General features: G+C 71.2%; 15 protein-coding genes. 4 read left to right on the forward strand and 11 right to left on the reverse strand.

The genetic code is table 11. The annotated features are described in order from the left end of the window. Positions 1–128 precede the first annotated feature (128 nt). The 4 genes from V7E46_RS16880 to V7E46_RS16895 all read right to left on the reverse strand — a co-directional run bounded on the left by V7E46_RS16880 (position 129) and on the right by V7E46_RS16895 (position 2,833). Positions 129–437 carry a GlsB/YeaQ/YmgE family stress response membrane protein gene (locus V7E46_RS16880; protein WP_333769174.1) on the reverse strand — a complete coding sequence of 103 codons (309 nt, stop codon included), beginning with the start codon at positions 435–437 and terminating at the stop codon, positions 129–131. Positions 438–497: 60 nt separating this feature from the next. Beyond that, the gene (locus V7E46_RS16885; protein WP_329174514.1) at positions 498–686 is read right to left on the reverse strand and encodes a DUF4236 domain-containing protein; all 189 of its coding nucleotides are present in this window, start codon (positions 684–686) and stop codon (positions 498–500) included. 97 nt (positions 687–783) lie between these two features. Further along, the gene (locus tag V7E46_RS16890; protein ID WP_329174516.1) at positions 784–1,809 is read right to left on the reverse strand and encodes an ATP-dependent 6-phosphofructokinase; all 1,026 of its coding nucleotides are present in this window, start codon (positions 1,807–1,809) and stop codon (positions 784–786) included. Positions 1,810–1,834: 25 nt separating this feature from the next. Beyond that, a complete protein-coding gene (locus V7E46_RS16895; protein WP_333769175.1) occupies positions 1,835–2,833 on the reverse strand; it encodes a 2-hydroxyacid dehydrogenase in 999 nt (332 codons plus the stop codon). A 198-nt stretch (positions 2,834–3,031) separates the two neighbouring features. On the opposite strand from V7E46_RS16895, the gene pta reads away from it, so the two are divergent. The 3 genes from pta to pyk all read left to right on the forward strand — a co-directional run bounded on the left by pta (position 3,032) and on the right by pyk (position 7,770). Further along, positions 3,032–5,116, forward strand: a complete 2,085-nt coding sequence (pta, locus tag V7E46_RS16900) for a phosphate acetyltransferase (protein ID WP_333769176.1) — start codon at positions 3,032–3,034, stop codon at positions 5,114–5,116. After that, the gene (locus tag V7E46_RS16905; RefSeq protein WP_333769177.1) at positions 5,113–6,285 is read left to right on the forward strand and encodes an acetate/propionate family kinase; all 1,173 of its coding nucleotides are present in this window, start codon (positions 5,113–5,115) and stop codon (positions 6,283–6,285) included. Before pta ends, V7E46_RS16905 begins: the two co-directional genes overlap by 4 nt. A 66-nt stretch (positions 6,286–6,351) precedes the next feature. After that, positions 6,352–7,770: a pyruvate kinase gene (gene pyk / locus V7E46_RS16910; RefSeq protein ID WP_333769178.1), complete on the forward strand. Its 1,419-nt coding sequence runs from the start codon at positions 6,352–6,354 to the stop codon at positions 7,768–7,770. A gap of 81 nt (positions 7,771–7,851) precedes the next feature. Here the strand turns inward: pyk and V7E46_RS16915 are convergent, their stop codons facing one another. From V7E46_RS16915 to V7E46_RS16930, 4 genes are all read right to left on the reverse strand, one after another. After that, the gene (locus tag V7E46_RS16915; protein WP_333769179.1) at positions 7,852–9,141 is read right to left on the reverse strand and encodes a hydrogenase expression protein HypF; all 1,290 of its coding nucleotides are present in this window, start codon (positions 9,139–9,141) and stop codon (positions 7,852–7,854) included. Beyond that, positions 9,131–9,733, reverse strand: a complete 603-nt coding sequence (locus V7E46_RS16920) for a DUF6114 domain-containing protein (RefSeq protein WP_333769180.1) — start codon at positions 9,731–9,733, stop codon at positions 9,131–9,133. Before V7E46_RS16920 ends, V7E46_RS16915 begins: the two co-directional genes overlap by 11 nt. Before the next feature lie 105 nt (positions 9,734–9,838). Then, on the reverse strand, positions 9,839–10,465 hold the full coding sequence (locus V7E46_RS16925) for a DUF6230 family protein (protein ID WP_333769181.1): 627 nt from the start codon (positions 10,463–10,465) through the stop codon (positions 9,839–9,841). A 686-nt stretch (positions 10,466–11,151) separates the two neighbouring features. Next, positions 11,152–12,132, reverse strand: coding sequence for a tetratricopeptide repeat protein (locus V7E46_RS16930; protein WP_333769182.1), 981 nt, complete (start codon positions 12,130–12,132; stop codon positions 11,152–11,154). A gap of 277 nt (positions 12,133–12,409) precedes the next feature. Here V7E46_RS16930 and V7E46_RS16935 point away from each other — a divergent pair, with 277 nt between their 5' ends. Continuing rightward, the gene (locus V7E46_RS16935; RefSeq protein WP_329174538.1) at positions 12,410–13,045 is read left to right on the forward strand and encodes a TetR/AcrR family transcriptional regulator; all 636 of its coding nucleotides are present in this window, start codon (positions 12,410–12,412) and stop codon (positions 13,043–13,045) included. 92 nt (positions 13,046–13,137) lie between these two features. On the opposite strand, the gene V7E46_RS16940 is transcribed toward V7E46_RS16935, so the two are convergent. The 3 genes from V7E46_RS16940 to V7E46_RS16950 form a co-directional block, all read right to left on the reverse strand. Beyond that, positions 13,138–13,344 (reverse strand): hypothetical protein, encoded by a 207-nt coding sequence (locus V7E46_RS16940; RefSeq protein ID WP_333769183.1) that lies wholly within the window; start codon positions 13,342–13,344, stop codon positions 13,138–13,140. Positions 13,345–13,447: 103 nt separating this feature from the next. Next, on the reverse strand, positions 13,448–15,148 hold the full coding sequence (locus V7E46_RS16945; RefSeq protein ID WP_333769184.1) for an acyl-CoA mutase large subunit family protein: 1,701 nt from the start codon (positions 15,146–15,148) through the stop codon (positions 13,448–13,450). An 80-nt stretch (positions 15,149–15,228) separates the two neighbouring features. Further along, positions 15,229–15,570: a DUF3817 domain-containing protein gene (locus V7E46_RS16950; protein ID WP_333769185.1), complete on the reverse strand. Its 342-nt coding sequence runs from the start codon at positions 15,568–15,570 to the stop codon at positions 15,229–15,231. Positions 15,571–15,791 lie beyond the last annotated feature (221 nt).

Here is a 15,791-nt window from a genome sequence, read left to right on the forward strand (position 1 = left end):
CCCCCCCCCCCCCCCCCCCCCCCCCCCCCCCCCCCCCCCCCCCCCCCCCGGACGCATGCACGCCGAAGCGGCGGGGACAATCCCCGCCGCTTCGGCGTTGCTTCAGGTGCTTCGTCCGTGCGGGCCGGTCAGCGGCGCGAGCGGGACCGCGAGCGCGACCGCGACCGGGACGGGGCGCGGGAGTCGCCGAAGAAGATGCGGTAGGCGATCAGCAGGACCAGCGAGCCGGCGATGGCCGCCAGCCAGGTCTTGCCGTCGTAGAAGTCGTGCGGAATCGGCTTGTCGAGCAGCTTCGACGACAGCCATCCGCCGAGCAGGGCGCCGACGAAGCCGATGACCGCCGTGCCGAACACACCGCCGGGGTCGCGTCCCGGCAGGATGAGTTTGGCTATGGCGCCGGCGAGAAGTCCCAGAACGATCCATCCGATAATGCCCATGCCCATCGCCTTCCCCTGACTCGTCGTGACATACCTGTTCGAACGGCGCCCAGCCGGGCGTCAGTCGCGCCGGTCGGTGTGCCGGTAGCCGAAGGGACCCGGCAGGTCCGCCGAGGTGGTGCGCCGGCCGCTGGTCGACCACGTGCGGTGGGCGCCCTTGCGCCCGACGGTTATCGAGAGCGACTTGCGGTTCACGTTGACCCGCACGCCGGGCAGTATGTGGAACGACTTGCGGAATGTCACTGGCATGGAGGCCTCCCGAGGTTGTGAGGTGACCTGTGCCCGCATCCCGGCGTTTCACCGCCGTCCGGCGTGAATTGACGGGAACTCACGCCGGACGGGCCGGCTAGAAGACCGACTCGGCCTCGTGCATGCGGTCCTCGGGGACCGTCTTGAGGTAGGTGATCGCGTCGGCCAGCGGGACCATGTCGATACGGGTGCCGTGCAGCGCGGTCATGTGCCCGAAGGCGCCCTTGTGGGCGGCCTCCACCGCGTGCCAGCCGAAGCGGGTGGCCAGGACCCGGTCGTAGGCGGTGGGGACGCCGCCGCGCTGGACGTGGCCGAGGATGACGGGCCGGGCCTCCTTGCCGAGCCGGCGTTCGAGCTCGAACGCGAGGGTGGTGCCGATGCCGTTGAAGCGCTCGTGGCCGTACTTGTCGATCTCGCCGACGCCGTAGTCCATCGTGTCCCTGGCCGGGTGGGCGCCCTCGGCCACGCAGATGACGGCGAATTTCTTGCCGCGGGCGAACCGCTCGGTGACCAGGGCGACCAGGTCGGCGGGGTCGAAGGGGCGCTCGGGCACGCAGATGCCGTGAGCGCCGCCGGCCATGCCGGCCTCCAGGGCGATCCAGCCGGCGTGCCGGCCCATCACCTCGACGACCATGACCCGCTGGTGGGACTCGGCGGTGGTCTTGAGGCGGTCGATCGCCTCGGTCGCGACGGTGACCGCGGTGTCGAAGCCGAAGGTCCGGTCGGTGCCGTTGATGTCGTTGTCGATGGTCTTGGGGACCCCGACGACGGGCATCCCGGCGTCGGACAGCATCCGGGCGGCGGTCAGGGTGCCCTCGCCCCCGATCGGGATGAGGACGTCGATGCCGTAGCGCGAGCACAGCTCGTCGGCGTTGTCCGCGGCCTCGCGCAGCCGGCCGCGTTCCAGCCGGGCGGAGCCGAGTATGGTGCCGCCGCGGGCCAGGATGCCACTGACGGAGTTCAGGTCGAGCGGGCGGAAGCGGCCTTCGAGCAGACCGACGAAACCGTCCTCGAAACCGATGACCTCGTCCGTGTGACCGGTCAGCGCGCGGTGGACGACCGACCGGATGACGGCGTTGAGACCGGGGCAGTCGCCTCCGGCGGTGAGGACTCCGATACGCATGAGCGGGCGTCTCCAGGGAAGGGGGTCAGGGGCTGCGCGGGATCAGTGTGCTCTCGGTGATCCGGCCTGCCACATAGTCGTTCACATTGCGCAGCGTCGCCGCCACGATCTCCTCCACGGCGTCCACCGTGTAGTACGCCTGGTGCGAGCTGATCAGCACGTTGGTGAAGGTCAGCAGCCGGGCCAGGACGTCGTCGGTCATCACTTCCAGCGATTTGTCGTAGAAGAAGACGCCGGCCTCCTCCTCGTAGACGTCGAGGCCGACCGCGCCGAGCCGGCCGTCGCGGAGGGTCTCGACCAGGGCGGTGGAGTCGATGAGGGCGCCGCGGCTGGTGTTGATCAGGATCGCGTCCTCCTTCATCTCGGCCAGCCGCCGGGCGCCCACCAGGTGATGCGTGGACGGCATGAGCGGGACATGCAGGGTGAGAAGGTCGGCTTCCCGGAAGAGCCTGTCCAACTCGACGTATTGCATGCCGAGTTCTTCGCACGCGGGGTTCGGGGTGATGTCCCAGCCGAGCAGCCGCATGCCGAAGCCGCGGGCGATCGCGGTGAAGGCGGTGCCGATCCTGCCGGTGCCGATGACGCCGGCGGTGCGGCCGTGGAAGTCCCGGCCGAGCAGCCCGTCGAGCCGGAAGTCGAAGTCCCGGGTGCGGCCCGCGGCCCGCACGATCCGGCGGTTGAGGGCCAGCGCCAGGGTCCAGGCGAATTCGGCGACGGAGTACGGGGAGTAGGCGGCGACCCGGGCGACGGTCATGCCGAGGCGTTCGGCGTGGGCGAGGTCGATGTTGTTGTAGCCGGTGGAGCGCTGGGCGATCAGCCGGGTGCCGCCGCGTACCAGGGCCTCCAGGACCGGCGCGTCCAGGACCGCGTTGACGCTGGTGGAGACCGCCTCGTAGCCGGCGGCCAGCGGCAGCGTGTCGGGCGTGAGGAAGGTTTCGAGGCAGCGGATCTCGTGCCGCCCGGCAAACGCGGCCTCCAGCAGGGGCCGCTCGTCGCGCTGCACTCCGGTGGCCAGGACGTCCATCCCGAGGCCCTCCTCGCTTCGCTCGCCTATCACTCTACGTGCACTGTGCGGCGATCCCCCGCAGGCCGCATCCGGGCGGCGCCGTACGGCGGCGCGGGGCGGAATGCGTAGGGTACGGACCTCGGCGGGCGTCGCCCCGGCGGGCACGTTAGCGTCAGGACGTACGGCCACACAGGGGCTGAGGAACGGAGTACCGGGGTGACGCGCAGCGTCTACGTCACGGGGATCGGCCGCGGCGACGGCCGCCAGGTGGTCGAGCTGGGGGTGATGGAGCTGCTGACCCGGCAGGTGGACCGGGTCGGGATCTACCGGCCGATGGTGCACGACACCCCCGACCGGATCTTCGAGCTGCTGCGCAGCCGCTACCGGCTCGTCCAGGACCCGTCGACGGTGTACGGCATGGGGTACGAGGAGGCCGCCGCGCTCCAGGCCGAGCAGGGCCAGGACGCGCTGACGGCCCGGCTGGTCGAGGGCTATCTGCGGGTCGCCGAGGAGTACGAGACGGTACTGGTCCTCGGCTCGGACTTCGCCGGCACCAATCTGCCGGCCGAGCTGGGGGTCAACGCCCGGCTGGCCAACGAGTGCGGCGCCTCGGTGCTGCCGGTGATCGGCGGCCGGGCGCAGAGCGCCGAGTCGGTCGTCGCCGAGGTGCGCAACGCGCATCACGCCTACACCAACCTGGGCTGCGACGTGATCGCGATGGTCGCCAACCGGGTGGAGCCGGCCGAGGCCGCCGAGGCCGCCGAGCGGCTGCGGCGCACCCCGGGCGTACCGGTGTACGTATTGCCCGACGAGCCCGCGCTGTCCGCTCCGACGGTCGCGCAGATCGCCGAGACGCTGGGCGCCGAGGTGCTGCTCGGCGATGACGCGGGGCTGTCCAGGGACGCGCTGGACTTCGTGTTCGGCGGGGCGATGCTGCCGACGTTCCTGCCGAAGCTGACACCCGGCTGCGTGGTGGTCACGCCGGGCGACCGGGCCGATCTGATCATCGGGTCGCTGGCCGCGCACTCGGCGGGCTCGCCGCCGATCGCCGGGGTGCTGCTGACCCTGGACGAGAAGCCCGGCGCCGACATCCTGGCGCTGGCCAACCGGCTCGCCCCCGGCACCCCGGTGCTCGCGGTCGCGACCGGCTCCTTCACCACCGCGACGGGCCTGTTCACGCTGGACGGCAAGCTCGGCGCGGGCACCCCGCGCAAGGCGGAGACCGCGCTCGGGCTCTTCGAGACCCATGTCGACACCGCCGAGCTGACCGAGCGTCTCTCGGTGGCCAGGTCCGCCCGGGTCACCCCGATGATGTTCGAGCACGCGCTGCTGGAGCGGGCACGGGCCGACAAGCGGCGGATCGTGCTGCCCGAGGGCGCCGAGGAGCGCATCCTGCGGGCCGCGGAGGTGCTGCTGCGCCGGGGCGTGTGCGAGCTGACGCTGCTGGGCGACGAGGACGCGGTACGCAAGAAGGCCGGCGACCTCGGCATCGCGCTGGACGACCCGGGTCTGCGGATCGTCGACCCGCAGACCTCACCGCTGCGGGACCGTTTCGCCGCGCTCTACGCGGAGCTGCGGGCGCACCGCGGGGTGAACTACGAGCTGGCCTACGACGTGGTCGCCGACGTGTCCTACTTCGGCACCCTGATGGTGCAGGAGGGCCTGGCCGACGGCATGGTGTCGGGCGCGGTGCACTCCACCGCGGCGACCATCCGGCCGGCCTTCGAGATCATCAAGACCAAGCCGGGCGCGGCCATCGTCTCGTCGGTCTTCTTCATGTGCCTGGCCGACAAGGTCCTGGTCTACGGCGACTGCGCCGTCAACCCCGACCCGGACGCGGAGCAGCTGGCCGACATCGCGATCCAGGCCGCCGCGACCGCGGCCCGCTTCGACGTGGAGCCGCGGATAGCAATGTTGTCGTACTCCACCGGCACATCGGGCAGCGGCGCCGACGTCGACAAGGTACGGGCGGCCACCGAGCTGGTACGGCAGCGGCGCCCCGAGCTGCTGGTGGAGGGCCCGATCCAGTACGACGCCGCCGTGGCACCGTCGGTGGCGGCCACCAAGATGCCGGGCTCGGCGGTGGCCGGGCAGGCCACCGTGCTGGTCTTCCCCGACCTGAACACCGGCAACAACACCTACAAGGCCGTCCAGCGCTCGGCCGGCGCGGTCGCGGTCGGGCCGGTGCTGCAGGGCCTGCGCAAGCCCGTGAACGACCTGTCGAGGGGCGCGCTGGTGCAGGACATCGTCAACACGGTCGCGATCACCGCGATCCAGGCGCAGCAGGGAGACTCCTCATGAGCGGGGCCACGCGGGTGCTGGTGCTCAACTCCGGCTCCTCGTCGGTGAAGTACCAGCTCATCGACATGGCGGGCGAGCAGCGGCTGGCCTCGGGTGTGGTGGAGCGGATCGGCGAGCCCGGGGGGGCCGCCGACCACGCGCAGGCGCTGCGCGAGGCGGCCGAGGACCTCAGGGGGCGCGGGCTCGGCCTGGACTCCCCCGAGCTGGCCGCGGTCGGCCACCGGGTGGTGCACGGCGGCACCCGCTTCACCGCGCCGGCCCTGATCACCGACGAGGTGCTGGCCGGCATCGAGGAGCTGGTGCCGCTCGCACCGCTGCACAACCCGGCGAACATCACCGGCATCGAGGTCGCCCGCGAGCTGCGCCCCGACCTGCCGCAGGTCGCGGTCTTCGACACCGCCTTCCACGCCACCCTCCCCGAGGCCGCGGCCCGCTACGCGATCGACACCGCGACATCCGAGCGCTACGGCATCCGCCGCTACGGCTTCCACGGCACCTCGCACGCGTACGTCTCGCGGGCGACGGCCGCGCTGCTCGGCAAGGAGCCCGCCGAGGTCAACGTGATCGTGCTGCACCTGGGCAACGGCGCCTCGGCCTCGGCGGTGCGCGGCGGGGTGTGCGTGGACACCTCGATGGGCCTGACCCCGCTGGAGGGCCTGGTGATGGGCACCCGCTCGGGGGACCTGGACCCGGCGGTGGTCTTCCACCTGGAGCGGGTCGGCGGGATGAGCACCGACGAGATCGACTCGCTGCTGAACAAGAAGTCCGGGCTGCTGGGTCTGTGCGGCGACAACGACATGCGGGAGATCGGCCGCCGGATGGGCGAGGGCGACAAGGCGGCCCGGCTGGCCTTCGACGTCTACGTGCACCGGCTGCGCCGCTACATCGGGGCCTTCACGGCGGTGCTCGGCCGGGTCGACGCGATCACCTTCACCGCCGGCGTCGGCGAGAATTCGGCTGCCGTTCGTGAGGCGGCTTTGTCGGGTCTCGACAATCTGGGTGTCACTATGGATTCGGTGCGCAATGCCGTGCGCGGCAAGGCGCCCCGGCTGGTGTCGGCCCTGACGTCACGGGTGGCCGTGGCCGTGGTCCCCACCGACGAGGAGCTGGAGATCGCCCGTGAGACGTACGCACTGGCACACACCGAGAAGAGCCAGCACGATGGTTGACCGTCCCGGAGCAGCGCGACGCCCCAGGAATATTCCGCACCGGAACAAACCGATAGGATAGCGCCCATGCGCCGAGCCAAGATCGTCTGTACCCTGGGTCCCGCCGTTGACTCCTACGACCAGTTGAAGACACTGGTGGAGGCCGGCATGAACGTGGCCCGTCTGAATTTCAGCCACGGCAGCCACGCCGAGCACGAGGACCGCTATCAGCGGGTGCGCAAGGTGGCCGAGGAGACCGGCAGGGCCGTGGGCGTACTCGCCGACCTGCAGGGTCCCAAGATCCGTCTGGGCAAGTTCGCCGACGGCCCCGTGGAGCTGATCGCGGGGGACGAGTTCACCATCACCACCGAGGACGTCGCCGGTGACAGGACCGTCTGCGGGACGACGTACAAGGGCCTGCCCGGCGACGTCTCCCAGGGCGACCCGATCCTGATCAACGACGGCAATGTGGCGCTGCGCGTCATCGAGGTGGACGGCCCGCGGGTGCGGGCGCTGGTGGTCGAGGGCGGGGTCGTCTCCGACCACAAGGGCATCAACCTGCCGGGCGCCGCGGTGAACGTCCCCGCGCTGTCCGACAAGGACATCGACGACCTGCGGTTCGCGCTGCGGATGGGCGTCGACATGGTGGCGCTGTCCTTCGTGCGCGACGCCAAGGACGTCCGCGACGTCCACCGGGTGATGGACGAGGAGGGCGTCAGGGTCCCCGTCATCGCCAAGGTGGAGAAGCCGCAGGCGGTACGGAACATGGAGGACATCGTCGCGGCCTTCGACGCGGTGATGGTGGCCCGCGGCGACCTGGCGGTGGAATACCCGCTGGAGCAGGTGCCGGTGGTGCAGAAGCGGCTGGTCGAGCTGTGCCGCCGCAATGCCAAGCCGGTGATCGTGGCGACCCAGATGATGGAGTCGATGATCACCAACTCCCGGCCCACCCGCGCCGAGGCCTCCGACGTGGCCAACGCGATCCTGGACGGCGCCGACGCGGTGATGCTGTCCGCGGAGTCCTCGGTCGGCAAGTATCCGGTCGAGACGGTCAAGACGATGGGCCGGATCGTCGAGGCCGCCGAGGAGGAGCTGCTCTGCCGCGGCCTCCAGCCGCTGGCCCCCGGCAAGAAACCCCGCACCCAGGGCGGCGCCGTCGCCCGCGCCGCCGCCGAGCTGGCCGACTTCCTGGACGCCAAGACTCTGGTGGCCTTCACCAAGTCCGGCGACACGGCCCGCCGGCTGGCCCGCTACCGCGTCCCCGAGCCCGTGGTGGCCTTCACCACCGACCCGGCGACCCGCAACCAGCTGGCGCTGACCTGGGGCGTCGAGGCCTTCGTGGTCGAGCACGTCGACACCACCGACGACATGGTCGGCATCGTGGACCGCGAGATGCTCAAGCTCTCCGACTACACCAACGGCGACACGGTCATCATCACCGCCGGCTCCCCTCCCGGCCTCCCCGGCACGACCAACCTCGTCCGCGTCCACCACCTGGGCGGCTGACGCCCTCCCGCGCAGGACGCGTCGCGGCCCGCAGCCCTTGACCGGGTGCGGGCCGCGAAGCGTTGTGCGGGGTGGGCCGCCCTACGAGGACTGGCCGGGGAGGACCCTCATGCCGGGGACGTGGAGGTCTCCGCCGAACTGGCCGGCCTGGATGACCGTGACGTCGGTGAAGAAGAGCACCGGGACGGTGATCGGCGGCGGGAATTTCGGGGTGAAGGTGATCGGCACCACGCCGAGCAGATTGCCGCTGAGGGACTCGGTGTACATCGTCACCTTGCCGTTGCGGATGGTCGAGGTGGAGCCGGAACGGGCCGTCACATGGGTCTTGGTGTTCTTCGGGCCGTCCACGATCTGGTTCAGGTCGCCGATGTCCACGCCGGTGGCGGTGAACTTCAGGACGTCCTTGACCGTGCCGTTGTAAGTCTTCACCTGCACGATGCCGTCGTAGGTGAGGCCGTAGAGGGTGAGCAGCGAGCTCTTGAGGACCCACGGGGTGTCGGGCAGCAGCGGTATGCCCTGCTCGTTCTTGGCGTCGGCGAGGGCCTGCGCGTCGGTCGTCGGGCAGGGGTAGGCCTGCTTGCCGTCGGGGGCCGCCGGGGGCGTGGTGGCGGCGTCCTTGAGCTTCTCGGTGTCCTTCTTGACGCCCTTGGTGGCGCCCTCCGCCGGATCCTTGGCGTCCTTGGCCGCGTCCTTGCCGGCGCCGTCACCCGTGGAGCCGGTCGAGCCCGTCGGGCCGGTGGACTTCACCGGGTCGGCCGGCGGCTTTGTGGTGGCCGTCGGGCCGGGCGCGGGGGCCTGGGTGGTCGGCGTCGCGGTGGGCGTCGGGGACGACGGCTTGCCGTCGAGGCCGAGCAGCCCGCCCAGCAGGTCGCCGAGGCCCAGCGGGTCCAGCGGGTTGGTGGACTTCGTCGGGCTCGGGTCGGCCTTCGGCGCGCTGGTCGGCGCCGACTTGGGCTGCGACGTGGCAGCCGGCTTGTCCGGCGCGGCCGGGGACGGCGACGTGTTCGGCGCGGGCGCGGTCGGGCTCACGCTCGGGCTCGGGCTCGTCGTCGGCTCGGGCTCCGGCTTGTCCGTGGCCTTGCCCGCGCCGCCGGACGCGGCGTCCGACGCGGACGGCGTCGGGGTGTCGGACTGCGTCACGCAGGGGCCCGGCTTGAACGGGCTCTTGGGCAGCTCGTCGGCCTGCGCCAGGTGCGGAGTGAAGCCCATGCCCATCAGCACCGCGGTCGGCATGGCGGCGAGCGCCACCGCCTTGCCCGCGGGCATGTGCAGCTTGGTCAGCAGGGACTTGCGCGGTGCCGCGTGCCGCGGCCCGGACGTCGCCCCGCCGCGCTTGTCGCTCTCGGCCGGCTGAGCCTCGTCACCCAGCACGGTGCCTCCCGTTCTCCTCGGTGGTCTCTTCGTCGGCCCGCGCACCGGCGTGCACCGGTTCGGGCTGCGTGAACGGGTCCGCGGCGAACGCGGGCGCGGGCACGGTCGGAGCGGGCGCGCCGGGATCCGCCGCGTCGCCCTCCGGGCGCGGGCCGCCGTCCGGCAGCTCGGCCTTCTCGCCCGGCTCGTCCGGCACCTCGCTGCCGGGTGCCCAGGACACGGACAGCGCACCGCCGAACAGGGCCAGCAGGAAGCCGATCACGATGCCGCCGAAGTTGGCCACCGGGATCGACACCAGGCCGAGCAGGATGGTGGCGACACCGGCGAAGACCCGTACCGCGGGCTGGAACCACATGGTCAGGCCCAGCACGATCAGCAGCACGCCGATGATCAGGGCGCCGGCGCCCGCGGTGGTGGCCATGCGCACGGTGAGCTGACCGAAGGTCACGTTGTTGTACGGCAGGTAGCCGATCGGGAATCCGGACAGCAGGGTCAGCAGTCCCGCCCAGAACGGACGCTGCCAACGCCAGTGCCGGAACGCGACACGGCCGCGGCGGAGGTGGGCACTCAGTCCTGTCGACTCGGCGCTCATGGAAAACAGCTCCCTGGAACTGGCATTACAGAAGAAGGTGGTCGGTGCCATGGGCGAGCCGCGCCCCGCGCGGCTCGCCCAGAGCGACTCAGACCGCGACCGCGCCTAGTAGCACTCGACGCCCTTGCCCGAGCCCATGTGCAGGCGCAGGCTCAGACCGGCGAGTTTGAAGGTGCCCGCGCTGGTGCCCCATGCCGTCTGGTGCACGTTCACCAGGTCGGCCGACTCGGCCTCCTGGGCGAAGGACCCCGGGTCGGTGGTCTTCTTGTTGTCGATCCCCGGCCCGTACGTGGTGGACCCGGCCGCGACACCGATGTTGATGTGGTTGAACGTCGCGTCGGCGTCGAGCTGGTCGAGGTCGATGTACAGGTTGTGCGCAACGACCGGGTTCTTCGGGTTGGTTCCGGCCTTCAGCTTGAGTGTCACGTCGCCGATCGGCGTCGGGATCACTACCGACTGGCACAGCCCGGTGATGGTGGCGTCGGTGAACGCCGACACCGCGACCGGCACGGGCCCCTTGCCGCTGGGGACGTCGAGCGCGCCGTACTGCTCGAAGCCCTCACCGTGCAGGGTCTCCGCGGTGACCTTGAACTGCTGGCCCGACACGCTGAACGACGCGGCGAGCGCGCCTTGAGCCAGCGCCACGCCTATCGCGGCGGTGGCCGCGACACTGGGCACCATGACGACGGCGAACCGGCGCCATCTGGTACCGCCACGAACGTGCGATTCCATGTTTCCTCCTTCTCGGACGTACATCTCCGGCCGGGAGTTCGTGTCCTGGCCTGGGATGGGAGAAGTGCTACGTCCTCGGGAAGGAGAGCGCCGGGCTGGGCGATGCCGTCCGTCCGGAAGGGGGCCCCGCGGGACTCCCTGCGCAGTCCGGACGGCGATGTCCGAAACGTCGGCGATCACCCCCGAGCGACAACCACTGGCCACGCTCTCGCGCAACCTGCTGGACAGGCTCCATCCGGTTCCATCCGCTGGACGGAGACCCCCCTGTCCCGGAGACGCGGCGGTTGCCGCGCACTCCCGCTCGGCGGGGACCCGTTGGCCGCTGGCGCCGACTGGCTGCCGGGGCATTGGCTACGGACCGAGCTTGGCCGATCGTGGTCCATTCCCGGCCGACACACAAGGGGATCGTTACTAGCGAGTAACGGATGAATGCCGCAGGCGGGATCGCCCCATGGGGCGATCTCACGCCGAGTAGCGGAATCGGGGGTGGTGAAGTCCGGCATATACGGCCATCGGCCGCCAAATCGGGGCCGCGATCTCACCGGTGGTGACAGGGACCGTCGATTGTCACGGTTTGATAAAGAGCGGTCGCCGTATCGCTAAATCTCTGCGCGTCCGGCGGTTTCAGAACCGGCGCGCGAGGGCCGCGCCGGGCGCCTCAGAAGGCGCCCGGCCGGGCCGCGCGGTCAGAACAGCACCCTGGCCAGCGCGGTGCGCGCGCCGGCCACCCGGGGGTCGTCGGAGCCGATGACCTCGAACAGTTCGAGCAGCCGCAGCCGTACGGTGTCGCGCTCCTCGCCGAACGTACGGCGGACGGTGTCCACCAGGCGGCTGAACGCGTCCTCCACATGGCCGCCGACCAGGTCGAGGTCGGCCGCGGTGAGCTGCGCCCGCACATCGCCCGGCGCTTCGGCCGCCGCCGCGCGCGCCGCCTGCGGGTCGACGCCCTGGACCCGGTCGAGCAGTTCGGCCTGGGCCAGGCCGAGCTTGGCCTCGGCGTTCGCCGGCTCGTCCGCGAGCACCTCGCGGTACGCGCGGATGGCGCCGTCCAGGTCGCCCGCGTCCAGCGCGTCATGGGCCGCGCTCAGCGCCAGCTCCTGCGGGGTGGCCGGGCGCGGCGGGGCGGGCGGGGCGGCCTCCTGCGCGGCGGCCGCGGCCCCCGGGTCGACATCAGGGCCGACGATGCCGAACCGCTGCTCGGCGACCGCGATCAACTGGTCGAGGACCTCGGTGACCTGGTCCTCGGGCGCCAGGCCCTGGAAGAGCGGCATCGCCTGCCCGGCCAGTACCGCGAAGACCGCGGGCACCCCCTGAACGCCGAACTGCTGGAAGAGCATCTGGTTGGCGTACACCTCGGCGGTGGCCAGCACGAACCGGCCGCGGTATTCGCCGGCCAGGCGTTCGAGGACGGCGTTGAGCTGCTTGCTCTGCTCGGCCTGGTCGGCCCAGAAGCTGATGACGACCGGGACCTCGGCGGAGCGTTCGAGCACATCGCTCTCGAAGGTCGCCTCGGTCACCTCGATGACGAGCGGGGAAGCGGCGGTGGTGTCGGCGCCGGCGTCCTGCCGCTGCGCCCTGGCCTGCTCGGCCTTCACCTTGGCCTCACTGGCCGCCTTCACCGCGGCGAGGTCGACCACGCCGCTCATGGACATGTTCCGTGGCTGCATGAGGCAATCCTCCCCCCTCCTGGACCCGAACGTGCACAGACCCGGGATCAGGCCCGGCTTCCCCGCGGGTTCGCGGGTTCCCCGACCACCCGGTCGTGTACTGCCGTACTGCTGCGGTGGTACGGATCCCCATCCGCACCGGCGTGGTTGTCGCTGGCTGCCGCATCATGTTTCGCTACGTGCCGTAGCGTAACTGGGCCTGGATCTTCGGCGCTGCGGCACACGCTGTGATACCGCTCACTCGTCACGCTACCTACCGGCCGGTATGGTCCGGCTTATGTGCCCTTTCTCCCCCGGCAGACGCACCGGCCGCCCGCGAAGTGCCGACCTGGACCGCGCGATCCTGGCGGCCACCAGGACCGCGCTGGCGGAACAGGGCTGGGGAAGGCTCACGCTCGGCGACGTCGCCGCCCGCGCCGGGGTGGCCAAGACGACCCTCTACCGGCGCTGGGCGGGCAAGAACGAGCTGGTGGTCGACGCGGTCGCCGCGCTCTTCGAGGAGCAGCTGGAGCTGCCCGACCTCGGCAGCCTGGAGGCCGACATCCAGGGCGTGGTGCTGCGCTTCGCCGACCTCCTCAACCGGCCCGAGACCAGGACCGCGCTGATGGCGGTGATCGCCGAGGCCGCCCACGACGACGCGCTGCGGCTGCGGATCCGTGAGGCGATCGTGGACCGGCAGAAACACCTGGTGGTGCTGGGCAGGAAGCGCGCCCAGGAGCGCGGCGAGATCCCGCCGGAGGACAGCGCCGCGGGGCCCGCGCGGGACAACCTGGTCTTCGACGTGGTCGCCGGCGCGGTGGTGCACCGGGTGATGGTCAGCTCCGAGCCGGTCGACGAGGAGTGGGCGGGCCGGCTCGCCGTGCTCCTCGTCGTCGGTCTCGCCGGCCTGCACACCGCTCAGGACCTGATCTGACGCGCCCCGTCCAGGACCCGATCCGACGCACACCGCTCAGGACCCGATCCGACGCACACCGTCCAGGACCTGGCCCGAAGCGTGCTCCGTGCTCAGGTCCTGCGGTGCGTGGGCGCTTCGCGTACGGCCGAGCCCACCGCCTCGGCCACGCCGGCGGCGAAGTGGTCGAACTCCCCCGCCATGACGCCCTTGACGAATGCCTCCCATTTCGCCGGGGTGGTCACGGCCACCACGTCCGGCTGCTCTGTCTCCCTGATGTAGACCATCCCGTCGTCGCCGACGGTCGCTTCGAGGGCCACACACGTCCTTTCCTGGAGAGCGGGTCGGTCGGCCCCGAATCTACCGATCGCCGCCAGCTCCAGGTCAGCGCCGACGGGGCGGACGGAGGGACGCGGAGGGCGCTCAGAAGCGGGCGGGCTCCACGTATGTGCCCCACTCCTCACGCAGCACGCCGCAGATCTCGCCGAGGGTGGCCTCGGCCCGTACCGCGTCGAGCATCGGCGCGATCATGTTGCCGCCGGACCTGGCCGCGGCCAGTATCGCGTCGAGCCCGCGGCGGGCCGCCGCGTCGTCCCTGGCCGCACGGCGGTCGGCCAGCACCCGCACCTGGTCGCGCTCCACCTCGTGGCCGACCCGCAGGATCTCCAGGTCGCCGGTGACCGAGCCGTGGTGGCAGTTGACGCCGACGACCCGCTTGTCGCCCTTCTCCAGGGCGCGCTGGTACTGGAACGCGGACTCGGCGGTCTCCCCGGTGAAGTAGCCGTCCTCGATTCCGCGCAGGATGCCGGAGGTGATCGGGCCGACCGGGTGATTGCCGGCGGGTACGGCGCGGGCGCCCAGCTCCTTGATCCGGTCGAAGATCCTTTCGGCGTCCCGCTCGATCCGGTCGGTCAGCGCCTCCACGTACCACGAGCCGCCGAGCGGATCGGCGACGTTGGCCACGCCGGTCTCCTCCATCAGCACCTGCTGGGTGCGCAGCGCGATCTCGGCGGCCTGCTCGCTGGGCAGCGCCAGCGTCTCGTCCAGCGCGTTGGTGTGCAGCGAGTTCGTCCCGCCGAGCACCGCGGACAGCGCCTCCACGGCGGTGCGCACCACGTTGTTGTACGGCTGCTGGGCGGTCAGCGAGACACCGGCTGTCTGGGTGTGGAAGCGCAGCCACTGCGCCTTGTCCGAGGTCGCTCCGTAGACGTCCCGCATCCAGCGCGCCCAGATCCGCCGGGCGGCGCGGAATTTGGCGATCTCCTCGAAGAAGTCCAGGTGCGCGTCGAAGAAGAACGACAGGCCGGGCGCGAACGCGTTCACGTCCAGGCCGCGGCTCAGGCCCAGTTCCACATAGCCGAAGCCGTCGGCGAGCGTGTACGCCAGCTCCTGCGCGGCCGTCGCGCCCGCCTCGCGGATGTGGTATCCGGAGACCGACAGCGGTTTGTACGCCGGGATGGACGCGGCGCAGTGCTCCATCAGGTCGCCGATCAGCCGCAGGTGCGGGCCGGGTTCGAAGAGCCACTCCTTCTGGGCGATGTACTCCTTGAAGATGTCGGTCTGCAGGGTGCCGTTCAACACCGAGGGATCGACGCCCTGCCGCTCGGCGGCGACCAGGTACATGCAGAAGACCGGGACGGCGGGTCCCGAGATGGTCATGGAGGTGGTGACGTCGCCCAGCGGGATGTCCCGGAAGAGCACTTCCATGTCGGCGGCCGAGTCGATCGCCACCCCGCAGTGCCCGACCTCGCCGAGCGAGCGCGGGTCGTCGGAGTCGCGGCCCATCAGGGTGGGCATGTCGAAGGCCACGGACAGCCCGCCGCCGCCGTTGGCCAGGATCGTGCGGTAGCGCTCGTTGGTCTGCTCGGCATTGCCGAACCCGGCGAACTGCCGGATCGTCCAGGTCCTGCCGCGGTAGCCGGTCGCGTGCAGCCCCCGGGTGAAGGGATACTCCCCCGGCCAGCCGATCCGCTCGAATCCGGGCACCTCGGCGCCGGGCGGCGGGCCGTACACCGGGTCGACCGGGTCGCCGGACAGCGTGCTGAAATCGGCCTCCCGCTTGCGGGCCGAGTCGTACCGGGCCTGCCAGCGCAGGCGCCCTGCCTCAATGCCTTCAGCGTCCATACCGCTAATTTACTAGGACGTCCAAGTAAATGTCGATGAGGCGCGGCCCACCAGCACGGCGGGCCGGGCGTCGCGGCGCGTCAGACCTTGACCGGCTCGGCGGGCTCCGGCTCCACGATCCGCGGGGTCAGCTCCCGGGTGACCCGGCGCTCCACGAAGAAGGCCGCGGTGGGGATGGTGCCCGCGAGCAGCACCCACGCGATACGGCCGAGCGGCCACTTCGCCTTGTAGCACACCTCGAAGGCGCAGATCAGGTAAACCGGGTACAGCCAGCCATGGGCGGTGCCGACGTAGAGGACGAGGTCGTCGGCCCCGCCGATGTCCAGCAGGTACTTGCCGATGACCCCGAGGGTGAGCACGACCAGCAGGACGGCCGTCACATAGGCCATCACGCGGTAGCGGGTCAGCACGCTTCGTTTCATGCCAAGCAGCCTAACCGGTACGTTTCCGGCGCCGATGTCACCCCCTGGCGCCCGGCGGGCGTCAGCCCGTCCCCTGCTGGTCGGTCCTCCTGCTCACTCCCCCCGCGGACGACCTCATCCCCCGGGCCGGCCACTGCGGGAGCCCGGGCGTCAGCCCACACCGATACTGGTCGGTCCTCCTGCTCACTCCCCCCGCGGACGACCTCATCCCCCGGGCCGGC

It is taken from the genome of Streptomyces sp. IBSBF 2435 (genome assembly GCF_036815005.1).
Taxonomy (GTDB): Bacteria; Actinomycetota; Actinomycetes; order Streptomycetales; family Streptomycetaceae; genus Actinacidiphila.